Annotated in this window: 22 protein-coding genes; 9 read left to right on the top strand and 13 right to left on the bottom strand. The window is 61.6% G+C overall.

Translation table 11 applies throughout. From position 1 onward, the window contains the following. Positions 1-34 precede the first annotated feature (34 nt). The 9 genes from PLO63_15585 to PLO63_15625 all read left to right on the top strand — a co-directional run bounded on the left by PLO63_15585 (position 35) and on the right by PLO63_15625 (position 12,050). Positions 35-811 carry a ParA family protein gene (locus PLO63_15585; protein ID HOI75567.1) on the top strand — a complete coding sequence of 259 codons (777 nt, stop codon included), beginning with the start codon at positions 35-37 and terminating at the stop codon, positions 809-811. Next, positions 811-1,674 carry a ParB/RepB/Spo0J family partition protein gene (locus tag PLO63_15590; GenBank protein ID HOI75568.1) on the top strand — a complete coding sequence of 288 codons (864 nt, stop codon included), beginning with the start codon at positions 811-813 and terminating at the stop codon, positions 1,672-1,674. The genes PLO63_15585 and PLO63_15590 overlap by 1 nt, the downstream gene beginning before the upstream one ends. Before the next feature lie 88 nt (positions 1,675-1,762). After that, a complete protein-coding gene (dnaA, locus tag PLO63_15595) occupies positions 1,763-3,112 on the top strand; it encodes a chromosomal replication initiator protein DnaA (GenBank protein ID HOI75569.1) in 1,350 nt (449 codons plus the stop codon). 159 nt (positions 3,113-3,271) lie between these two features. Beyond that, the gene (gene dnaN, locus PLO63_15600) at positions 3,272-4,393 is read left to right on the top strand and encodes a DNA polymerase III subunit beta (GenBank protein ID HOI75570.1); all 1,122 of its coding nucleotides are present in this window, start codon (positions 3,272-3,274) and stop codon (positions 4,391-4,393) included. A 55-nt stretch (positions 4,394-4,448) separates the two neighbouring features. After that, on the top strand, positions 4,449-6,851 hold the full coding sequence (gene gyrB / locus PLO63_15605; GenBank protein HOI75571.1) for a DNA topoisomerase (ATP-hydrolyzing) subunit B: 2,403 nt from the start codon (positions 4,449-4,451) through the stop codon (positions 6,849-6,851). Between the two features lie 88 nt (positions 6,852-6,939). Beyond that, complete coding sequence (gene gyrA, locus PLO63_15610) at positions 6,940-9,429, top strand: DNA gyrase subunit A (protein ID HOI75572.1); 2,490 nt, start codon at positions 6,940-6,942, stop codon at positions 9,427-9,429. A gap of 68 nt (positions 9,430-9,497) precedes the next feature. Further along, positions 9,498-10,199, top strand: a complete 702-nt coding sequence (locus PLO63_15615; protein HOI75573.1) for a TVP38/TMEM64 family protein — start codon at positions 9,498-9,500, stop codon at positions 10,197-10,199. Continuing rightward, a complete protein-coding gene (locus PLO63_15620; GenBank protein ID HOI75574.1) occupies positions 10,196-10,621 on the top strand; it encodes an archease in 426 nt (141 codons plus the stop codon). The genes PLO63_15615 and PLO63_15620 overlap by 4 nt, the downstream gene beginning before the upstream one ends. After that, positions 10,614-12,050, top strand: coding sequence for an RtcB family protein (locus tag PLO63_15625; protein ID HOI75575.1), 1,437 nt, complete (start codon positions 10,614-10,616; stop codon positions 12,048-12,050). The genes PLO63_15620 and PLO63_15625 overlap by 8 nt, the downstream gene beginning before the upstream one ends. Before the next feature lie 117 nt (positions 12,051-12,167). Here the strand turns inward: PLO63_15625 and PLO63_15630 are convergent, their stop codons facing one another. From PLO63_15630 to PLO63_15690, 13 genes are all read right to left on the bottom strand, one after another. Further along, positions 12,168-12,638 carry a hypothetical protein gene (locus PLO63_15630; GenBank protein ID HOI75576.1) on the bottom strand — a complete coding sequence of 157 codons (471 nt, stop codon included), beginning with the start codon at positions 12,636-12,638 and terminating at the stop codon, positions 12,168-12,170. Between the two features lie 82 nt (positions 12,639-12,720). Beyond that, a complete protein-coding gene (locus PLO63_15635) occupies positions 12,721-14,109 on the bottom strand; it encodes a PAS domain-containing protein (protein HOI75577.1) in 1,389 nt (462 codons plus the stop codon). 181 nt (positions 14,110-14,290) lie between these two features. Beyond that, on the bottom strand, positions 14,291-15,076 hold the full coding sequence (locus PLO63_15640; protein ID HOI75578.1) for a cytidylate kinase-like family protein: 786 nt from the start codon (positions 15,074-15,076) through the stop codon (positions 14,291-14,293). Further along, the gene (locus PLO63_15645; protein ID HOI75579.1) at positions 15,073-16,008 is read right to left on the bottom strand and encodes a F0F1 ATP synthase subunit gamma; all 936 of its coding nucleotides are present in this window, start codon (positions 16,006-16,008) and stop codon (positions 15,073-15,075) included. The genes PLO63_15640 and PLO63_15645 overlap by 4 nt, the downstream gene beginning before the upstream one ends. Continuing rightward, positions 15,995-17,554 carry an alternate F1F0 ATPase, F1 subunit alpha gene (locus tag PLO63_15650; protein ID HOI75580.1) on the bottom strand — a complete coding sequence of 520 codons (1,560 nt, stop codon included), beginning with the start codon at positions 17,552-17,554 and terminating at the stop codon, positions 15,995-15,997. Before PLO63_15650 ends, PLO63_15645 begins: the two co-directional genes overlap by 14 nt. A gap of 33 nt (positions 17,555-17,587) precedes the next feature. After that, positions 17,588-18,355: a F0F1 ATP synthase subunit delta gene (locus PLO63_15655; protein HOI75581.1), complete on the bottom strand. Its 768-nt coding sequence runs from the start codon at positions 18,353-18,355 to the stop codon at positions 17,588-17,590. A gap of 4 nt (positions 18,356-18,359) precedes the next feature. Then, positions 18,360-18,638 (bottom strand): F0F1 ATP synthase subunit C, encoded by a 279-nt coding sequence (locus PLO63_15660; protein ID HOI75582.1) that lies wholly within the window; start codon positions 18,636-18,638, stop codon positions 18,360-18,362. Between the two features lie 26 nt (positions 18,639-18,664). Continuing rightward, entirely contained in the window at positions 18,665-19,381 is a 717-nt protein-coding gene (locus tag PLO63_15665; protein ID HOI75583.1) for a F0F1 ATP synthase subunit A, read from the bottom strand. Beyond that, the gene (locus PLO63_15670) at positions 19,369-19,677 is read right to left on the bottom strand and encodes an ATP synthase subunit I (GenBank protein ID HOI75584.1); all 309 of its coding nucleotides are present in this window, start codon (positions 19,675-19,677) and stop codon (positions 19,369-19,371) included. The genes PLO63_15665 and PLO63_15670 overlap by 13 nt, the downstream gene beginning before the upstream one ends. Before the next feature lie 64 nt (positions 19,678-19,741). After that, positions 19,742-20,071 carry an AtpZ/AtpI family protein gene (locus PLO63_15675; protein ID HOI75585.1) on the bottom strand — a complete coding sequence of 110 codons (330 nt, stop codon included), beginning with the start codon at positions 20,069-20,071 and terminating at the stop codon, positions 19,742-19,744. Beyond that, complete coding sequence (locus PLO63_15680) at positions 20,064-20,450, bottom strand: F0F1 ATP synthase subunit epsilon (protein HOI75586.1); 387 nt, start codon at positions 20,448-20,450, stop codon at positions 20,064-20,066. Before PLO63_15680 ends, PLO63_15675 begins: the two co-directional genes overlap by 8 nt. Next, positions 20,447-21,844 carry a F0F1 ATP synthase subunit beta gene (gene atpD, locus PLO63_15685; GenBank protein ID HOI75587.1) on the bottom strand — a complete coding sequence of 466 codons (1,398 nt, stop codon included), beginning with the start codon at positions 21,842-21,844 and terminating at the stop codon, positions 20,447-20,449. The genes PLO63_15680 and atpD overlap by 4 nt, the downstream gene beginning before the upstream one ends. Before the next feature lie 57 nt (positions 21,845-21,901). Beyond that, a complete protein-coding gene (locus PLO63_15690) occupies positions 21,902-22,741 on the bottom strand; it encodes a hypothetical protein (protein ID HOI75588.1) in 840 nt (279 codons plus the stop codon). Between the last annotated feature and the right edge of the window lie 3 nt (positions 22,742-22,744).

Genomic DNA, 22,744 nt, shown 5'->3' on the forward strand with positions numbered 1-22,744 from the left:
GGGTGAATACGTTCCAGTCCCTTTCCCCAAAATCATGCGTAAAATCATAAGCATCGCGAACCAAAAAGGGGGGGTCGGCAAGACCACCACCGCCATCAACCTGGCGGCTACCCTCGCCGCAGCGGAACGGAAGACGCTTCTCATCGATGCGGATCCGCAGGGGAACGCCACGAGCGGCCTGGGCATCGACCTGGAGGCGCTGCCCGAGCACAACCTGTACACCGCACTCAGCGGGGACGGCTCCCTGCAGGACGTTGTACTGAAAAGCCGTCTTCCTTTTCTCGATGTGGTCGGTTCCAACCAGGACCTGACCGGTGTGGAAATCGAATTCGTCGCCATTGAAGACCGGGAAAAGAAACTTCGCCGTCTGATCCGGTCCTCGGATTCCGGCTACGAATACGTGATCATCGATTGTCCGCCTTCCCTGGGTTTTCTCACACTCAACGCCCTGGTGGCGGCGGACAGCGTCATCGTACCCCTGCAGTGCGAATACTTCGCCCTGGAGGGGCTGGGACGGCTCCTGGCAACGGTCAAGCTCGTCCAGGCGAGGCTCAATCCCGCCCTGGTGCTGGGGGGAATTCTCCTGACCATGTTCGACGGACGGAACACCCTGTCCCGCCAGGTCAGCGAAGATGTCCGGCGGCACTTCGGGGACAAGGTCTTTCAGACGGTCATCCCCCGGAATGTGAGACTTTCCGAGAGTCCCAGCCACGGGCTGCCGATCATCCTGTACGACGTCCGCTCCCGGGGCGCCGTTTCCTACATGGAGCTGGCCAGGGAAATCATGGAAAACGGAGGAAGCGGGTCCTGATGTCGACGAAATCTTCCCTGGGAAAAGGCCTGGGCGCCATGTTTCCGGAGCTTCTCAAGCGGGTCGACGAACGGCCTTCCTATATTCTGTGCGGCATCGAGGAGCTGACTCCCAACCGGTTCCAGGCCCGCAAGTCTTTTCGGGACCAGGAACAGAAGAGCCTGGTCGCCTCCATCCGCAAAAGCGGCGTCATCCAGCCCATTGTCGTTCGCCGGGCGGAGGAAGGATACGAAATCATTGCCGGAGAGCGCCGATGGCGGGCGGCCCAGCAGGCAGGACTGAAGGAGGTCCCCGTCGTGATCCGGGAGGCCGGGGATCTCGACGCGGCGGAGTGGTCCATCGTGGAGAACATCCAGCGGGAGTCCCTCAATCCGGTGGAGGAGGCGGATGCTTTTCGCATCCTGGCGGACAAGTTCGGCCTCTCCCAGGAGGACATCGCCCACCGTGTAGCGAAAGACCGGTCCACCGTGGCGAATTCCCTGCGTCTCCTCCGTCTTCCTTCGGAGATCCTGGAGGGACTCACGGCGGGAAAAATTTCTTCCGGCCATGCCCGCTGCTTCCTTTCCCTGGAACAGGCGTCGTCCCAGCTCCAGGCCTACCGGACCGTTATCGAGCGAAAGCTGAGCGTTCGGGAAACAGAGCGGCTGATCAAAGGACTCCTGACAAAAAAGGGTAATAAAGACCGGAAAAAGGAGCCGCCCGGCTCGGTTCATCTGAAGCATCTGGAGACGTCCCTGGCGGAGCGTTATCTCAGTGCGGTACGGATCCGCCAGGGCCGGAAAAGCGGGAGGATCGAGATCCGCTTTTCCGGAGAGGAAGAGCTCAACCGGCTGATTCGGCTCCTTTTGGACGGGAAATCCTGATCCGGTAGCGGCCCACAGGGACATCCAGGCAATACCGAATTCATTTATCCACAGCTGTTGAAAAACTTGTGGATGAGGTAATTAGATAGTGGATATTATTTGGGAAAAAGCAACGAATATCATTCAAAAGCAGGTAAGCCAGCAGAACTTCGAGACCTGGATCCAGCCGATCCGGGTCACAACCATTGAGGGGAACAGCATTCAGTTCTCCGTCCCGAACAAGTTTTTCAAGGACTGGCTGAATGACAACTACCTGTCCCTGATCAAGGAAAGCCTGAAACAGGTTTCGGGGATTGACCTGAGTGTCCATTTTTCCGTCAGCAAGGGAGACGGCCGGCCCGCGGAGACACCGGCAGAAACGAAGAAGGTGGAGGGAAAGGCCGCAAGGAAAGCCCCGACTGCCCGGTATGATTCAAACCTGAATCCGAGCTACAGTTTCGAGCGGTTCGTCGTCGGCTCGTGCAACCAGTTCGCCCATGCCGCCGCCGTTTCCGTCGGGGAATTGCCCGCCAAGAATTACAATCCGCTTTTCATATACAGTGACGTCGGTCTGGGAAAGACGCATCTGCTCAACGCCATCGGACTGCTCACCACGAATCTCTACCCCGACATGAACGTGGTCTATGTGTCGGCGGAAGAGTTCGTCAACGAACTCATCAGCTCCATCCGATACGACCGGACGCCGAAATTTCGTGAAAAATACCGGAAAATCGACTGTCTCCTGATCGACGACATCCAGTTCATCGCCGGCAAGGAAAGGACCCAGGAGGAATTCTTCCATACCTTCAACACCCTTCACGACGCCGGAAAACAGATCGTCGTGACAAGCGACAAGTTCCCGAAGGACATCCCGAACCTGGAAGACAGGCTGCGCTCCCGTTTCGAATGGGGCCTCATTGCCGATATCCATCCTCCGGACATTGAGACCCGGATCGCGATCCTGCAGAAAAAAGCCCAGGATAACAACATCCTGCTCTCCAGCAGCGTCGCCCACTACGTGGCGTCCAACGCACAGTCGAACATCCGGGAACTCGAGGGCTTCCTGGTCCGGATCAGTGCCTATGCCTCCGTAACCGGACGCCCCATCGACCTGGATCTGGCCCGGGAGGTTCTCCGGAAAATCGTCCGTCAGAACGAGCGGGAAAACATTACCATCGACGAGATCATCCGTGCAGCGACGGGAAAATTCAACGTGAAGCTCTCCGATCTGAAGTCGAAAAAGAAGAGCAAAAACATTGTCCTTGCCCGACAGGCCGCCATGTTCCTGTGTCGAAAGCTTACAAATGCCTCCTTCCCGGACATCGGTGACAAGCTCGGCGGCAGGGATCACTCCACGGTGATCTACGCCGTCAACAAGATCGGTACCATGATCGAAAAGGATGTGAACCTGAAAAAGATGATCCAGGACCTTGAAGATGCCCTCCAGCAGTCTTCATAACAGCGGGATCAACGAATTATCCACAGCATCTTGGTTACCTATTCATTCGTGTTCATTCAGAAAAATGATTTTCATGAAGATATCAACACCCCTTACTAAGACTGCTATTTACATTCATTAAAGAAAAATTAAAGAAAAGATAAAGAAAGGGAGAGAGACATGGATTTCTGTATCAGGCGGGAATATCTCCTGGCCGGAATGCAAAGAACCGCGGGAATCGTTGAAAAGAAAACAACCATGCCCATCCTGAACAACGTCCTGATTACCGCCCAGACGGGGAAGGTGACCATCAGCGCCACGGATCTGGAAATCGCCATGATGGTCGGATACGAGGCGGATGTTAGAGTGGAAGGAACGATCACCCTTTCCGCACGGAAACTCCACGAGCTGGTCCGCGAGACCCAGGGGGAAATGGTTCATTTTGTGAAGAACGAAAAGGATCTGGTCACGATCACCTGTGACAAGGCCGTGTACCGGATACCCGGCCTGGGAGCAGGGGAATACCCGAATATAGCGGAAGAGGAAGGAATCCGGTATTTTGCGGTATCCTCCGAGGATATCCTGGAGCTGATCCGGAAGACGTACTTTGCCATTTCCACGGATCCCCTTCGCAAGAATCTGACGGGTGTCCTGTTCGAGTCTCAGAAGAAGGAATCCGGGGCGGAGATCCGAATGGTAGCCACGGACGGGCACCGGATGGCGATGGCCTGGAAGACCCTCGGCCCCGACGTTGAATTCCTGGAGATGGAAAAGGGGGTGATTCTGCCTCGAAAAGGTCTGGGAGAGATCCGCAAGCTGCTGGACGATTCAAACGGCGAGGTCAGGATGGGGATTCACCAGGGGATGTGCATCTTCAAGACGGACAATGCGATGCTCAAGGTCCGGCTCATCGACAGCGAGTATCCGGATTACCGGAGGGTGATTCCCGTGGAGAAGGGATATTTCGTCCGGTTCGAGCGGGACCGGGTTCTTCATGCCCTCCGGAGAATGAGCGTCATCTCCAGCGAGGGATACAGCGGGGTCATCGTAAAGATGACGGCGGACAAAATGGTTCTTCACTCCACGAATCCGGACGTCGGGGAGGCCAGCGAGGAGGTGGAGGTTTCCTACCAGGATCCGGGCGTAGAGGTGGCCTACAATGTGAATTTCCTGATCGATGCCATCGAAGTGATCGGAGAGGGAGACGGGATGTTCGAGATCGGCGGGGCGAAGAAGCCGGGAATTGTCAGGCCGGTAGACTCGGAGCGCTACTTGTGCATCATCATGCCTCTGAAATTTTAGAAGATTGCATTGATAAAGCGATCATTTGTCTTTGAAAGAGCGGGATAGAAGGTTTATGGCAGAAAATTACGATGCGGAAAGCATAAAGGTTCTGGAAGGACTGGAAGCGGTGCGCCGGCGGCCGGCCATGTACATCGGCTCCACCGGCAAGGAAGGACTTCACCACCTGGTGTACGAAGTGGTGGACAACAGCGTGGATGAGGCATCGGCGGGTTATTGCGACACGATCATCGTCAAGATCCGGTTGGACAACAGCATCATGGTTTCGGATAACGGCCGGGGCATCCCCGTGGACATGCATCCCACGGAAGGGGTCTCCGCCGCGGAGGTGGCGCTGACCAAGCTGCATGCGGGTGCCAAGTTTTCCAACGAGAGCTACAAGATCTCCGGCGGCCTCCATGGCGTCGGCGTTTCCGTGGTTAACGCCCTCTCGGAATACCTGGAGCTCGAGGTCCGGCGTGACGGCTACCTCTGGACTCAGTCTTATGCGGCGGGGATTCCCAAGGCCCCGCTGGAGCAGGTCCGAAAGTCGAAGGGCCGGGGAACGAAGGTCACCTTCAAACCGGACCCCGAGATCTTCGAAGAAACGGAATTCAGCTTCGACATCCTGGCCAACCGGCTCCGGGAACTGGCTTTCCTGAACTCGGGCATCCGGATCACGCTGACGGACGAGCGGGACGAGCGGACCAGCGAGTTTTATTACAAGGGCGGCATCGTTTCGTTCGTGGAGTACCTGAACCGGCATAAGAAGGTTTTGCATACCAAGCCGATCTACGTGGACGGCGCCCGGGAAGACTGCCAGGTCGAAGTGGCCCTCCAGTACAACGACACGTACACGGAAAGCATCTTTTCCTATGCCAACAGCATTAACACCACGGAGGGCGGAACCCACCTGAGCGGATTCCGCGCCGCCCTGACGAGGGCCTTCAATAACTACGGAACGGCCAGCAACATCCTCAAGAACGGCAAGGAATCCCTCCGTGGTGAAGACCTGCGTGAGGGGCTTACCTGCGTCATCAGTGTCAAGATCCGGGCACCCCAGTTCGAGGGGCAGACCAAGACCAAGCTGGGGAACAGCGACGTGAAGGGCCTCGTGGAGGGAATCGTCTACGAGAAGATCAGCACGTACCTCGAAGAGAACCCCTCCGTCGGGCGCCAGCTCCTCGGAAAGTGCCTGGATGCCTCCCGGGCCCGGGAAGCAGCCCGGAAGGCCCGTGAGCTGACCCGGAGAAAAAGCGCCCTCGAAGTCGGGGCTCTTCCTGGAAAGCTGGCGGACTGCCAGGAACGGGATCCGGCCCTGAGCGAGATCTTCTTTGTCGAAGGGGATTCGGCCGGGGGATCCGCCAAGCAGGGCCGGGACCGGAAAAACCAGGCCATCCTGCCGCTCCGGGGAAAAGTACTCAACGTCGAGAAGGCCCGGTTCGACAAGATGCTCCAGAACGAGGAGCTCAAGGTCATCATCACAGCCCTGGGAACCGGTATCGGCCAGGAGGACTACGATGTGACCCGGCTGCGTTACCACAAGGTGATCATCATGACCGACGCCGACGTGGACGGCCTCCATATCCGGACCCTCCTGCTCACGTTCTTCTTCCGTCAGATGCGGGAGCTGATCGAGCGGGGCCACCTGTATATCGCCCAGCCGCCCCTGTTCCGGGTCGTCGACAAGAAGCGGGAGATCTACATCCACAACGAAGAAGAGATGCGAAATTTCGTCCTCGAGAACGGCGTCGAACGGATTCGCCTGGTTACAGAAAGCGGAGCCGTCTTCACCGGGGGAAGGCTTCTGGCGATGATCCGGAAAATCATGAGGATCCAGAGCATCGGCGAGCGCTTTGAAAAAGACGGCTTCGACCAGGACGTAATCCGTCTTCTGGCCGCCGATCAGGCCCTTACGTCCGGAACCTTCCGGTCCCGGGAATCCCTCCAGGAAATCGGGGAGCGCCTGTCCGCGCGGCTGGGAGGAGACGGCTGCGAAATCTCGTTCGTGGGCGATCCCGAGCAGGAGGAGAACGCCCTGGGCCTGCGGATCATCCGTCCGGGCAGGAAGAACGCCATGCTGCTCCAGCCGGAGGTTGTCAAATCGGCCAAGTTCATCGAGCTCAGGAGCCTGCTCGGCCAGGTGACGGCCCTCGGGGAGACGCCGTTCAAGCTGTCCATGGAAGGCGAAGAGGTCGGAAACGTGGAGCTTCCGTCTCTCGACGCCCTGGTGGAGCATGTGATGGCGTCCGGAAAGAAGGGGCTCTCCGTCCAGCGCTACAAGGGCCTGGGCGAGATGAATCCCGAGCAGCTCTGGTCCACCACCATGAATCCGGAAAAGCGGACGCTTCTCCAGGTCCGGGTGGACGACGCCGTCGTGGCCGACGAGATTTTCACCACCCTCATGGGGGATCAGGTCGAGCCGAGACGGGATTTCATCTACCGGAACGCCCTGTACGCGTCGAATCTGGATGTATAGCGGGCAGGAGCCCGAATTTCCCGACAGGTCAGGGCCGAGTACGGTTCTGGCCGCGTTTTTTTCAAGAGAAACAAAAGGATAACGAGGAATGGAACAGTCTTTCCTGCAGAAGAGCCTTCCCATCAATATCGAAGACGAGATGAAGAAGTCCTACATGGACTACGCCATGAGCGTCATCATCGGGCGTGCCATTCCGGACGTCCGGGACGGCCTCAAGCCGGTCCACCGGCGGGCCCTGTTCGCCATGCACGAGATGGGGAACCGCTGGAACAAGGCCTACAAGAAATCGGCCCGCATCGTCGGGGACATCATCGGCAAGTACCATCCCCACGGAGATTCCGCCGCTTATGATACCATCGTCCGGATGGCCCAGGATTTCTCCATGCGCTATCCCCTCGTCGACGGCCAGGGAAACTTCGGCTCCATCGACGGGGACCCCCCGGCGGCCATGCGCTACACCGAGGTCCGCATGTCACGGATCGCCGAGGAGCTGCTGGCGGACCTGGAAAAGGACACCGTCGATTTTGTACCCAATTACGACGAATCCCTGGATGAGCCGACGGTCCTGCCCGCCAGGATTCCGGAACTCCTTCTGAACGGCACCGCCGGCATCGCCGTGGGGGTGGCCACGAACATTCCCCCCCATAACCTGGGGGAACTGGTGAATGGCATCATCGCCCTGATGGCCCGCCCGGAAATCTCCGTGGAAGAACTGATGCGGATCATCCCGGGGCCCGACTTCCCCACCGCCGGCTTCATCAACGGGCGGGACGGGATCCTCGACGCGTATCGTACCGGCCGGGGGATCATCCGGCTTCGGGCCCGGGCCCTCATCGAGCGGAACGCCCGGACGGACCGCGAGAGCATCGTCGTGACGGAGCTGCCCTACCAGGTCAACAAGGCGAACCTCATCGAGAAGATCTCCGAGCTCGTAAAAGAGAAAAAGATAGGAGGAATCGCTGATTTAAGAGATGAGTCCGACCGGGAGGGCATCCGCGTGGTCATGGACCTCCGGAAGGACGAAATCGCCGGGGTCATCCTGAACCAGCTCTACAAGCATACCCAGATGGAGAGCTCCTTCGGCATCATCCTCCTGGCCATCGACGGGGGGCAGCCCCGCGTGTTCAACCTCAAGGAGATTCTCCAGCGTTTCATCGAATTCCGGCAAGAGGTCGTGATCCGCAGGACCACCTTCGACCTGGCCCGGGCCAGGGAGCGGGCCCACATCCTGGAAGGGCTCCTGATCGCCCTCGGCCGGATCGACGAGGTCATCGCCGTTATCAAGGCCTCCGGCAGCCCCGCCGAGGCATCCGAGGCCCTGATGAAAACCTTCGGGCTTTCGGACGTTCAGGCCAAGGCGATCCTGGAGATGAGGCTCCAGCGGCTCACCGGCCTGGAGCGGGACAAGATCCAGCAGGAATACGACCAGACCATGGCGCTGATCGGCGAGCTTCAGGCCATTCTCGACGACCCGGCCAAGGTCCTGGAGGTCATCGAGAAGGAACTGGTAGAGATCCGCGACCGGTTCGGCGACGAGCGGCGCACGGAGATCGTAGCCAGCGTAGACGACATCGACGTGGAGGACCTGATCGTCGAGGAAGACATGGTGGTCACCGTGTCCAATTCCGGCTACATCAAGCGGAACGCCGCGACTCTCTACCGCAGCCAGCGCCGGGGCGGCCGGGGCAAGGTGGGGATGGCCACGAAGGAAGAGGACTTCGTGGAGAACGTCTTCATCGCCAACACACACCACTACATTCTGATCTTCTCGACCCAGGGCCGGGTCTACTGGCTCAAGGTCTACCAGATTCCCCAGGCTGGCCGGGCCGCCAAGGGCAAGGCCATCGTGAACCTGATCAACATGTCCCAGGAGGAGCGGGTGGCGGCCATCCTGCCGGTGCGCTCCTTCGAGGAAAAGAAGTCCGTGGTCATGGTGTCCAAAAAGGGGATCATCAAGAAAACGGAGCTTCTGGCTTTCTCCAACCCCCGCTCGACGGGGATCATCGCCGTCTCCGTCGACGACGGGGACGAGCTGATGGACGTGAAGCTCACCAGCGGCGGGCAGGACATCTTCCTGGCCACCCGGCGGGGCATGTCCATCCGTTTCCAGGAAGACGATGTCCGCGACATGGGGAGAACCGCCCGGGGGGTGCGGGGAATCCACCTGGAGGAAGACGACGAGGTGGTGGGCGTCGACATCCCCGTCGAGGGCAGCACGATGCTCACCGTTTCCGAGAAAGGCTACGGGAAACGGACGGACATCGCCGAATACCGGCTCCAGGGACGGGGAGGACGGGGGACCATCAATCTCAAGACAGTGCCCCGGATCGGGAACGTCTCAGGGATCCTGCAGGTCATGGGGACGGAGGACATCATGCTCATCTCCAGCGCCGGCAACATCATCCGGGTGAAGGTGGAGGAGATCCCGGTCATCGGCCGGTCCACCCAGGGGGTGAAGCTGATCGACCTGGCCCCGGAGGAAAAACTCGTCGGCATCGCCCGGGCGGACAAGGAAAGCGATGAGAAGGATGAGGGAAACGGGGAGAACGGCCATGACCTGCCCGGGGAGGATGCATGAAGCGCCGGTCCCGGACGCGTGGGTAGGAGACAGGCTTCCCGAACGATCGTAGCCCGGGCGGAGGCAGGATGAAAAACCGACTGTGGTTGAGGCTGATTCTCCTTGCAGTCCTCGTGGCGATCGCGGCCTGGGCCTTTGTTCACTTCAACCTGGCCGATTTTTTCAGGGACCGGCAGCAGACGATCCGCCTGCTGGAGTCCTACGGACCCCTGTCGGTGGTCGTGTTCATCATCCTGCAGATCCTGCAGGTCATCCTGGCACCCATCCCGGGAGAGGTGACGGGGTTCATCGGGGGCTTCCTCTACGGTCCCGTCCTGGGCACGCTTTACTCGACCATCGGACTCACCATCGGCTCCTGGCTGGCCTTCGGTCTGGCCCACTGGTTCGGCCTGCCCCTGGTGGAGCGGTTCGTCAGGCCCTCGCTGATACAGCGGTATGATAAATTCATGGCCCGCCAGGGGACGGTGGTGGCCTTCTTCCTCTTCCTGATTCCCGGGTTCCCGAAGGACTCCCTCTGCTACATCCTCGGGCTCAGCCATATGAAAGCGGGCCCGTTCCTGGTCGTCTCCACCGTCGGCCGGCTCGTCGGGACCATCGGCCTGTCCATCAGCGGCATGATCGCCCGGGACCCCTGCCGGGAAAACATACCGTGGATGATCGCCCTGGGAATCGGATCGCTCGCGTTTCTCCTGGCCTATTTCTGGCGGCACGAGATCATCCGCTTTGTCCGGCAGGCGAAGCCGCCGGACCCCCCGAAGGGGACGCCGTGAGCTTCTACCGGATCATCGACCACACCGCGGACCTGGGTATCGAGGTCACGGGGGATACACCGGAAGACGTCCTCGCCCGAGCCGCCGAGGCCCTCTTCGACCTCCTGGCGGAGCGGGACGGGATCCGGGATGTCGAGACCCGGGCCGTAAGCGCCGCGGGGGAGGACCCGGCGGATCTCCTGGTCAACTTCCTCCGGGAATGCCTCTATCTCTACACCGGGCAAGGGTTTTTGATCCGGGCCGCCCGGGTCCGCCTGGGGGAGGAGACGAGCCTCGATGCCAAGGTGTCGGGCGAGCCGTACGATCCGGGCCGCCACCGGCTCCGGACGGAGATCAAGGCCGTCACGTGGCACGGTGCATCCCTGGAGGAGACGCCCGGGGACGTGAAACGGTGGAAGGGAAGGGTGATCTTCGATGTCTGAGATCCCGCTCAGGCAGGTCGACCCCTGCCGCTGGATCATCGAGCCTGTCGGCGGCATGCGGGTTCCCGGGATCATCTACTCGAGCCGGGAGCTGATGAAGACCGCCGACGAGGGGATCCGCCAGGTGGCCAACGTGGCCCATCTCCCGGGAATCGTGAAGGCCTCCCTGGCGATGCCGGACATGCACTGGGGATACGGATTCCCCATCGGCGGCGTGGCGGCCTTCGACCTGGACGATGGGGTCGTGTCCCCCGGGGGAGTCGGCTACGACATCAACTGCGGCTGCCGCCTGGTGGCCACCCGCCTGTCTTTCCCGGAGATCCGGGATTCCCTGAAGGACCTGGTGGCGGCGCTCTTCCGGAACATCCCCTCCGGCGTGGGATCGACGGGGGTCCTCAAGCTCTCCGAAAAGGAGCAGCGGCGTGTCCTGGTGGAGGGGGCCCGCTGGGCCGTGGCCCAGGGGTACGGAACCGAGTCGGATCTCGAAACGACGGAGGACCGGGGATGCCTCCCCGGGGCCGATCCGGAGAAGGTGAGCCCCCGGGCGATCGAGCGGGGACGGCCGCAGCTGGGAACCCTGGGCTCGGGGAACCACTTCCTGGAGATCGAGGTGGTGGAGGAGATCTTCGACCCCGAGGCGGCCCGGGCCTTCGGCCTGGAGATGGGGCAGGTGGCCGTCATGATCCACAGCGGATCGCGGGGACTGGGCTACCAGGTCTGCGACGATTTCCTGGCGCGGCTGGTGAAGCACGTCCGGACCCTGGATCTCAACCTTCCGGACCGCCAGCTCGCCTGCGCCTACATTCGCTCGCGGGAAGGGGAGGATTACCTGGCCGCCATGGCCTGCGCCGCCAACTATGCCTGGGCGAACCGTCAGATGCTCATGCACTGGACCCGGGAGACCTTTGAGAAAACCCTGAAAAAAAGCCCCCGCGAGCTGGGCATGCGCCTTCTCTACGACGTCTGCCACAACATCGCCAAGGTCGAGACCTTCCAGTTGGAAGGCCGGGAGCGGACGCTGTGCGTGCACCGCAAGGGGGCCACCCGGGCCTTCCCGCCGGGCCATCCGGCCCTGCCGGACCGCTACCGGACGGTGGGCCAGCCCGTCCTGATCCCCGGGGACATGGGTGCAGGATCCTACGTGCTGGCGGGAACGGAGATGGCCATGGCGGAGACCTTCGGAAGCTCCTGCCATGGTGCCGGGCGGGTCATGAGCCGCACCCAGGCGGTCAAGTCGAGCCGCGGCCGGGCCGTCGCCCGGGAACTGGCGGAGCGGGGCATCCTGGTTATGGCCAGCGGAAAGGAAACCCTGAGGGAAGAGATTCCCGAGGCTTACAAGGACCTGGAGGCCGTCGTGGACGTGGTTCACCGGGCGGGGATCGCCCGCAGGGTGGCCCGCCTGCGGGCCGTCGGCTGCATCAAGGGCTGACGGCGGCGGGAGGGACCCCGGGACGGCCTATGCTGCCGGCGCGTCCCGGGGCGAGGGGGGTCTCGGGCGCTCGCGTCCCCGGCGGATCGGATCCATTCCTGCCCGCCCGCCGGGCCGTCACTTCTTCCTCTTTTCTTCGAACTCCTTTTTCATGAGCTCCTCGTACTTCTGGATGATGATGTACACCGCGTAATCGAACATCAGGATCGTGCGGCTCTGGCTCTCCGCTGCGTGGTGGTGCTCCACCGCCGTGATGAAGACGGCCTGGGAGGTGGAAAACAGCCACATGTGGCGCCGCATGAGCGTCATGGCGTAGACGGTCTCGGGGAGGGGGATCTTCTCCCGGTAGCGGGCCTCCGCGTACCTGGAGAACAGATCCTGCGCCTCCTCAAAGGGATTGTCCGAATAGAAGAGCTTCCGGAAATTCGTGTAGAAGTACATGGCCTGCTTCTTGGCCTCCTCTTCCGCCATCTTGTGGTACGACGGCGTCCGGGGATTCATTCTCACGTTGTTGTACCATTGCTGGGCGATCGTCTCGGCGTTGCGCTCGGTGATCTCGATCAGTTTTGTGGCATAGGATGTGGTCATGGCCTGCCCCTCCTTTTCTCGGGAAAAAGTCGCATGCGGAAAAACGGATCTTCCGGGCCGCCTCCCGTAGCATCATGCCGGATCACTTCTTCACCCGGGCCGCCTTCTTCAGGCTTTCTTCCGCCTCTTTCTGCTCCGTGATGTCCTCCAGCGTCTCCACGGCCCCGACGAGGTCCCCGTGGGTGTCACGGATCGCCGCGGCGGTGAATCGGAGCCAGCGTCCCTTCTTTCCCAGGGCGGGGAAGAAGTCCGTCGCCTCGTAGGCCTCCTCGATCAGGTCCGATTTCCGATACTTCCCGGAGTACCATTTCGGGACCCTGGCCAGCGCGCTGTCCACCAGGAGGTCCGCCATGCAGGGCCGCTCCTTGTCGTAGAAGGCCCGCCAGTGCTGGTTGGTTCCGATGATCTCCGAGGCGGGGATCTTGCTCAGTTTCGCCAGAGCCCGGTTCCAGTAGAGCACCTTGTGATCCTTCCCGATGACGAAGGCGGGGATGGAAAAGCCCTGGATCAGGCTGTGCAGCCGTTTTTCGCTCTCGATGAGCGACTGCTCGATCCGCTTGCGCTCGGTGATGTCCTCCAGGGTCTCGATGGCCCCGAGGAGGACGCGCTGGGAGCTGCGGATGGGCACCGCGATAAAGCGCAGCCATCGGCCGCCGTTGCCCAGGTCGGGGAAGAAGCCCTCCGCCTCGTAGGTCTCGTCCAGGAGCTGCGATTTCGACACCCCCCGATACCATTCCTGGATGATCTCGGGAGTTTCGTTGACCAGGAGGTCCGCCATGCAGGGCCGCTCCTTGGCGTAGAAGGCCCGCCAATGGCCGTTCGTGCCGATCATTTCCGCCGCGGGAAGCTTGCTCAGCTTTTCCAGGGCGCGGTTCCAGTAGAGGATCTTGTGATCCAGTCCGATGACAAAGGTGGGCATGGGAGATCCCTCGATCACGTGGAAGAGCCGCTGCTCGATTTCCCGCTGGTTCAGCTCGGCCACCTTCTGCTCGGTGATATCCTCCAGCGTCTCCATGGCCCCCACGAGCCTGCCGCCCTCGTCCCGGACGGCTGCGGCTGTGAAGCGGAGCCAGCGCCCCTCTTCTCCCAGGTCGGGGAAGAAGTCCGTCGCCTCGTAGGCCTCCTCCAGGAGGTCCGATTTGCGGTACTTGCCGGCGTACCACTTAGGGATCCGCTCGTGGATGCCGTTGAGGATCAGGTCGGCCATGCAGGGCCGCTCCTCGGCGTAGAAGGCCCGCCAGTGCTGGCTGGTGCCCACGATTTCCGAGGCGGGGATGTTGCTCAGCTTCTCCAGTGCCCGGTTCCAGCAGAGGACCTTATGGTCTTTCCCGATGACGAAGGCGGGAATGGAGAACCCCTGGATCACGCTGTGCATCAGGCTCGACACCGCCGGAACGGCGGCGGCCCTGACCCGGCGCGTCGCGTTTTCTTTCCTGTCGGACGTCCGCTTGGTCACGGTTTTCTCTTTCATGAAGTCCTCCTTTCTTGAAACGACCACCAACTGCGACAGGGACAGCGTTGTAAACCCGATTGGATCCCGTCCGGGCCATAGCCCATCGCCGGGGACCGTTCGGGCCGGGAAATGCCCCGGGCCGGCGAAGGCCGGCGGCCGGCCCGGGGACGATGCCGGGGATGGCGCGGCCCCGGTGGAATCACGGGAACTTGGCCCGGAAGGAGGCCTTTACGATCTCCACGGCCTGGTCCACGGAGAGGCCCGCCGTGTTGAGGACCAGGTCGTAGTGGGACGGGTCGGCGATGTCCTCCCGGAAGTATTTCTTCATGAATGCGGCCCGATCCGCATCCGCCTTGGTCACATAGCTCTCCGCTTCGTCCCGGCTGCATTTGCGGTCTTTCATGACCTTAGCAATGCGCTGCTCCAGGGGGGCAATGAACCGGAGCCGGAAGATCCTGTCCACCGGCAGGATGAACTGGGCGCCCCGGCCGACGATGATGGCGTTTCCGTGCTCCCCGATTGTGCCGATGACCTTCGTCAGGTGCTTCAGGTAGACGTCCGGCCAGAGATGGCGCGCCGTGAAGAGCGACGAGAGCCATGTGTCCAGGGTGGTCACGCGCTTTTCATCCAGGGTGGCCACGACCTTCTCGCTCATGCCGGTGCTTTCGGCCACCCGGGAGATGATCTGGCCTCCCATCAGGTCCATCTTGAGGTCGGAGGCCAGTTTCCGGGCGATCTCGCTCCCGCCCGCGCCGGGCTCCCGGGAGATGGTGATGCAGGGGCGGGGGCCTGCCAGCCCCTCCTTGCGCCATTTTTCCAGGACGGCCTCGACGACCTGCTTGTCGGCCTCCAGGTCCCGGATTGTGTAATCTCTCGTAAAATCGGGACAATGGATGTTGAGCGATCCGTTGTAGGTTACACTGAAACGCTTCTGGCAGTGCTCCCGCCAGGCACAGATCACACACAGCCGTTTCTCCGTTGTCATGATCCGGTCCCTCCTTTCCGGGACGCCACCGGTCCGTCCCCGACCGTTTCGACCGTTTTTTCCTTCATCGCTTCAAATCCGCTCACGATATCGAGCAGTTCCTCCGTGATGGTCATCTGGCGCTGGCGGTGGAACTGGACGTGGAGCTCTTCGAGGCGCTCCTCGATGTTCTTCTCCGCATTCTGCATCGCCGCCAGCCGGCTCGCGTTTTCGCTGGCCAGCGAGTTGGCGAAGGCCTGGTAGAGGGAGACGAACAGGTATTCCCGGATCATGGCCCGGAAGAGGGGTTCCCAGTCCATGGTGAACATCGGGATGGTGCGCGATTCCCATTTCTGCTTTCGTAGACTCGATAGCCATTCCCGGTCGACGGGAAGGAGCTTCTGCGAACGCGGCCGGTAATTCGCTCCGGATGTGTACTCGTTGTAATAGAGGGCCATATTTTCGACGAGACTCCGGAACCGCCAGGTCTCCAGGAAGAGCGTGATATCCTGGACCATGGGCGTGATTCCTGCCGTCGAACTCGGTGTCGGGAGGGTCTCGAAGACCTGCTGCCCCCCGTCCTCCAGGAGATCCGCGGTCTTTACCCCGATGGCGATGACGATCCGGTTTTCCTCGTGGATGCCGGTTTTTGCCATCTCCTCCAGGGCATGCTGTACAATGATGTTGTTGAGCTGGCCGCAGAGCCCCTGGTCTGAGCCGAAGACGATCGCCCCGAGGCGGGGGACCCGGGATGTGGCGGAAGAGGCCTCGCGGCGGTCTTTCAGGAGAACCTGCAGGCCCAACTCGACGGTCCGGTTGTAGTCCATCAGAGATTCGACGGCCCGCTGGTACTGGCGGATGCTGACCGCCGCCAGGGCCTTCATGGTCCTCACCACCCCCAGGAGGTCCTGGGCGCTCTGGATTCTGCGCTTCAGGGCTTCAGCGGTCAGCACGTTCGGGCTCCTTCCGGAAACAGACGGCCGTTTCCTGGGCCACGCAGACGATCGTCTCCCGGTCCCTGTCGCTGAATTTCTCTCCGTCGCTGACGCGGGTGCAGAAACCGGCCTGATTCTCCGCCACGTCCTTCCGGAGCTTGTCTTCCGCGGTCCGGATATCCTCCACGGCGACGGTGTCGAACTGCCCGGACGTGACGGCCAGAATCGCCGCGATCTGCTCGGCCACGGGGATGGGTTTGTACTGGGGCTGCTTGAGGATCTCCCGGAGCCGCCAGCCCCGCTCCAGGACATTGCGGGTCGCCTCGTCCAGGCGGGTTCCGAAGCGGGAGAAGGTCTCCAGCTCCTCAAACTGGGAGTAGGAGATCCGGACGTCCCCGGCGACGGCCCGGTAGGCCGGAAGCTGGGCCTTGCCGCCGACGCGGGAGACCGATTTTCCAACGTCCACGGCGGGAAGGATTCCCTTCTGGAAGAGGCGGGGCGACAGGTAGAGCTGCCCGTCGGTGATGGAGATCAAGTTCGTCGGGATGTACCCCGAGATGTCCTGGGCCTCCGTCTCCACGATGGGCAGGGACGTCAGGGAGCCGCCACCGTGCTCTTTCCGCAGGTGGGTGGACCGTTCCAGGAGGCGCGAATGGATATAAAAGATGTCTCCCGGGAAGGCCTCCCGCCCGGGGGGCCGCCGGAGGAGCAGGGACAGCTCCCGGTAGGCCCGGGCGTGGCTGGTCAGGTCGTCGTAGATGATCAGGACGTCCCGCCCCTGGGCAATGAAGTACTCCGCCATGGAGGTGGCGGCGTAGGGGGCGATGAACTGGAGACCCGGAGGATCTTCCGCGGTGGCGACCACGACGGTGGTGTAGTCCATGGCGTTGTACTGCTTCAGGTCGGCGATGACCTTGGCCGTGTCGGAGGCCTTTTTCCCGATGGTGCAGTAGATGCAGAGGACATCCTTGCCGGCCTGGTTGATGATGGTGTCGATGGCGATGGCGGTCTTCCCGGTCTGGCGGTCCCCGACGATCAGCTCGCGCTGTCCCCGTCCGATCGGGAAGAGGGCGTCGATGACCTTGATGCCCGTCTGGAGCGGTACCGTAACGGGATCCCGGGCCATGACGCGGGGCGCCTCCCTTTCCACCGGCAGCCGCTTGGTCGTCCGGACCTCCCCGCCGTTGTCCAGGGGCCGCCCCTGGGCGTCCACGACCCGGCCGATGAGCGATTCCCCCACGGGAACGTCCAGGACGCGTCCCGTCCTTCTCACCTCGGACCCTGCCGACAGGTGCTCGCTGGGGCCGAGGAGAATGATGCCGATCTCGTCGGGGTCGATGTTGAACACGAGCCCCTGCAGATTCCCGGGAAACAGGACCAGTTCGTCGGAGCGGATGTTCGGCAGGCCGCTGACCTGGACGATGCCGTATCCGACGTACTTGACCGTGCCGATCTCGCGGTCTTTCAGTTCCGCCTCCTTGCCGGCAAGGACGGCGTCCATGGTCTTGAAGGTTCCGTCCAGAAAGGCCTTCATCTGTTCTTTTTCCGGTGTCGTATCCGTCATGGTGTTCTCTCCTTGGACCGGTTTGGAGCCCGGTTACCGTTCCGGCGTGTCCTCGTAGAGCGCCGTGTAGAAGCTTTCCTCCAGGGTGTCGATGTAGTCCTTGATGCTCCAGGCGATCTTGTGGCCGTCCGACCGGAGCTCGCAGCCGGAAAGGATGTCGTCGGACTCCTCGTACGCCAGCACGATGTCCGGGGCGACGTGCCGCCGGAGAGCGGTGGTCAGTTTTTCCCTTCTTGCCGGCGAGAGGTCGAAGGCGCTCGTGACGGTGACGACGCCCCCGTTCTCCAGGGGTTCCCGGAACTTTTCCCGCTCCCGGTCGTCCATGGAGGCGATCCGTTCCGCCAGGATCTCCACGATCCGCTCCTCCAGGTCCATCTCCGCCAGGTCGTAAAGCACGCGGCGGGTGATGGCGTAGGTCTGTTTCCCCGCCAGGTGCCGGAGCTCCCGAAGGAAGTTTTCCCGTTCCGACTTGACCGCCTCGATCCACCGGGTTTTCAAAAAGTCCGTCTCCTCCCGGGCTTTCTCCTCGAGCCGCTCGCGGTACTGCTCCGCGTCCCGGCGGGCCTTCTCGGTCATCGACTCGTAGCCCTCGTCCAGTTCCCGGAGCTTCCGCTCGCTGGTCAGGGCTGCGGTCTCGGCCTCCCGGCGGGACTGCTCGGCCTCGTCGAAGAGCGCTGCGACCTTTGCCTCCCGGGCGTCCATGGCCCCGATGATCCTTCCGTAGAGGAACTTCTTCAGGAGGAACATCAGGATCATCAGGTTGACGATCTGGGAGAAAAAGACGAACCAGTCGATGTGCATGGAATCATCCTCCCGCCTTTTTGATGACATAGGCCCAGAAAGGGTTGGCGAAGACCAGGATCATGGAGATGACGAAGCAGTAGATGGCGATGGATTCGATCATGGCGAGACCGACAAAAAGCGTTCTCGTCAGGGAATTCCGCTCGTCCGGCTGCTGCGCGATCGATCCCAGCGCTCCCTGAACCGCCCGCCCCTGGCCGAGGGCGGGGCCGATGGCTCCGATCCCCATGCAGATGCCCGCTGTAATGATCGATGCCATTGCTACGATAGTCACGCTGTCCATACCGATACCTCCTCTGGTTTTGATGGTTATGATGGCTTGTGGGGGGAATGCTCCCCTTCCTCGTGGGTCTGTGTGGCCGATGCGATGTAGACCATGGCGAGAACCGCAAATATGTAGGCCTGGATGAGCCCGATGAGAAGCCCCAGGGCCTGCATGACGATCGGGAAGAACAGGGGTGTCACGGCCAGGAGGATGGCGATGACCTTCTCGTGGCTCATGAGGTTTCCGAAGAGCCGGACCGCCAGCGCCAGGGTTCTGGACAGCTCTCCCATGACGTGAAAGGGGAAGAAAATGGGATTCGGGCGGATGTACTCCTTCAGGTATTCGAGGATTCCCTGTTTGCTGATGCCGTAGATCGGCACGGCGAAGAAGACCAGGATCGCCAGGGCCGAGGTGGTTGTCAGCGAGGACGTCGGAGCGACGTAGCCGGGGAGGAACGTAAACAGGTTGGAAAACAGGATGAAGAGGAAAATCGTGGCGATGAAGGGGAAATAGGAATCCACCCCGTCCTTCACCATCTCCTTGATTTCCCCGCGGATCCCCAGGACGATCACCTCCATCAGGTTCTGCCAGCGGGACATCTTCCGGTCCGTCGCGAGGTTCCGGGTGATGAGGACGGATCCGACGACCAGGACACCCATGATCAGCCACGTGTAGACCAGGGTGGCGTTGATCGTGACGAACCGCCAGACAAAGAGGACGACCTCGTCGGGACTGATCTGATTGATGGCTACGATTTCCATGCCGGTACTCCTTTCGGAGGAAGGGTGTCCTTCGGGCCGAGTCCGCGAACCATCAGCGTCCGGACCACGAGGAAGCCGACCACCGCCGCCGCCAGGCGCTCCCACACTCCATCCATGAGAAGGTAGAATCCCCCCAGCACCGCCACCATCCTTGATGCATAGCTGACGGCGAAAAGCCGCCATGGATGGCGGGCGCCGGGGAGGCGCTTCACCGTCTGCCAGAGGCCGACGAAATAGACGAGCCCAAGCAGGCTTCCCGCGAGAAGCGGAATCAAGAGAGGCGTCAGGGAATCCATGAAAGGCATCCTCCTTATGCGTTCCTTTGTCCTTTTGGCCGCGTCCTGCCCGGATACACTCCGGTCAGTCCTTGATGATGTTTTCCCGGGCCTTTTTCACCCAGTACCATGCATTGAGGCTTCCCAGAGACACTCCAAGGATCAGGAGCATAAGGGTCCAGGAAAACCGGCTCGGCCAGGAATTGTCGATCCAGAGCCCGATGGCTACCCCGATAAGGGTGGGAATGGCCACGGACCAGCCGACGACGCCGATCATGCCCAGGCCGAACCAGACCGTTTCGTCCTTGTGGGTCTTCCCCTTGATGCGGCGCTTCTCCTTCGTATCCACCTTGCGGGTGAACTCCTCCGCCTGCTTCCGGCGCCTCTCCCGCGACGAAAGTTTCTCTTCAGTCATGGCGCAGCTCCATAAATCGGCGAAGCAGATCGATCTCCAGCCTGGCCGCGGCGGCACGGGCCTTTTTCTCCCGCTCGTCGATCTCCTCGAACTGGCGGATCACCACGTCCTTCAGGTGACCAAGCTCCGGACTCTGGAAGGCGTTCCGTGTCGAGACCAGGATCTCGCTTCCCTTCTTGACCAGGGTGCCCACGTCAACGGCCAGGTAGTGCTCTGCGCCGTCGGCGGCGGTGTAGGAAAACACGCTCGGGACCAGGGCCGCCGTGAAATCGACGTGCTGGGGCATCAGGCAGAAGAATCCGTTTTCGGCCTCGGCCACCACCTTGGTTACCTCGGCGCTGAGAAAGACTTCCGAAGGGAGCAGGATCTTCAGGTTCATGACGCCTCTTCCTTCTGTTTTGCGGCCTCCTCGATGGAGCCGATCATGTAGAGGACGTTTTCGGGGAAATCGGCGAACTCGTCATTGAGGATGCGCTCGCATCCGTCCAGGGAATCCTGCAGGGAGACGGTCTTGCCCGCCTTGCCGATGAACTGCTCCGTCACGTGAAAGGGCTGGGTGAAGAACCGCTCCAGGCGGCGGGCCCGGTAAACAGTGCGCTGATCCTCCCGGGAGAGCTCGTTGATGCCCAGCATGGCGATGATGTCCTTCAGCTCCTCGTAGATTGTCAGGTTCTTGCGGATCTCCTGGGCGATCCGGTAATGGCGCTCCCCGGCGATGTTGGGCATGAGCATCTTCGAGCCAGATTGCAGGAGGTCGATGGCCGGGTAGAACCCCTCGCTGGCCCGCTTCCTGGACAGGACGATGGAGGCCGTCAGGTGGCTGAAGGTGTGGGAGGCCGACGGGTCCGTGAAGTCGTCCGCCGGCACGTAGACGGCCTGGATGGATGTGATGGCCCCGGTGGTGGTGTTGCAAATCCGCTCCTGCAGCTCCGCCAGGTCGGAGGCCAGGGTCGGCTGGTAGCCGAGGCGGGACGGCAGGAGCCCCATGAGTCCCGAGACTTCCTGGCCCGCCTGGATAAATCGGAAGATGTTGTCGATGAGGAGAAAGACGTCCTGTCGCTCCTCGTCCCGGAAATATTCGGCCATGGTAAGCCCCGTGTGGCCGACCCGGAAGCGGGCCCCCGGCGGCTCGTTCATCTGGCCGAAGACCATGACCGTGTTGGGGAGAACCCCGGCCTCTTTCATCTCCCGATAGAGCTCCTCCCCCTCGCGGCAGCGCTCGCCGACGCCGCAGAAGATGCTGATGCCGTGGTGATGCCCCACCATGTTGTGGATCATCTCCGTCAGGAGGACCGTCTTGCCGACGCCGGCCCCCCCGAACAGCCCGGCCTTTCCGCCCCGTTCCAGGGGGCAGAGGACATCGACGGCCTTGATCCCCGTCTCGAAGATCTCCGAGACGGTGGACTGCTGGGTGATGGGAACGGGTGTGCCGTGGAGGGACCGAACCTCTCCGCTCCCGTGGAACTCGATGTTGTCGATGGGCTCCCCGAACACGTTGAAGACGCGCCCCAGAAGCTCTTTCCCGACGGGAATCATGAACGGGTGGCCGGTATCGTTGATGGCCGACCCCCGGGCCAGCCCCTGGGTCGGCATCAGGGAGATGCCCCGTATGGTCTCCGCGTTGAGCTGGACCATGACCTCCACCCGGATCCGGCCGTCATCCCCGGTCGTCAGAACGTTGCCGATGGCCGGAAGACGGCCTGTAGGGAACCGGGCGTCCACGACGCTCCCCCGGACAGACAGAATGACTCCTTCGCTGGCTTCCCGTTTCATCGATTCGTACCCTCCGCGTTTCGGGATGGCCGGACTCCCTCTTTGCTGAATCCGGCGTTACATGGCCTTCAGCCGATAGATTTCTTCCGCCATGGTGATGCCTTCGCTCAGGAAGGCCACCACCGCTCCGATCACGATGAACATCACCGCACGAACGAAGTCGTCGGTGATGGGGATGCCCCCGAGAAAAACGAGGTGACTCAGGATCAGGAAGACTCCCAGGACCACCGCCAGCAGGATCCCCTTTCGCTTCCACCAGATACCCGCCAGGACGACGGGGATATAGAAAAGATGCGTGAAGATGACATTGGACCCCATCATCGCGTGGTAGTAGTACGTCAAGAGGAGCGAGCCGATCAGCAGGACCGTCATGATGGCCGTCCGATACGGGGAAAGGCGCGTGCCGAGAGGGCTCTCCAGCCGGATCATGTTGAGCAGGGCCAGTCGGTCGTTGAGTTCGCCGCGGATCAGCTCCTGGTAGCGCTGGCTCATGAAGGTGATGGCGTAGTCGAACATCAGGATGGTCCGCACCAGGCTGTCCACGGCTTGCTTCTGCTCCACGGCGGTGATGAAGATGACCTGGAACTCGGCGTAGAGCCAGATGTGGCGCCGCATGAGGATCAGCGCATAGATGGCCTCGTGGAGGGGAACATGCGCTTCGTACTGCTCTTCGGCGTACCGGGCGAAGAATTCCCGGGAGACTTCAGCCGGCTTCTCGGCGTAGAACATCTTCCGGAAATTGTCATAGAAGCGGATGGCCAGGGGAACCAGTTTGTCCTCCGGCATGTCGTGGTAGGATGCGGTCCGGGAATTTTTGCACACGTCCTTCGCCCAGGCGCGGGCAATGGGATCGGCGTGCTTCTCGATCAGGGCGATCAGCTTCAGCGATCCGGACATGGC

The sequence above is a fragment of the Syntrophales bacterium genome (genome assembly GCA_035363115.1).
Taxonomy (GTDB): Bacteria; Desulfobacterota; Syntrophia; order Syntrophales; family PHBD01; genus PHBD01.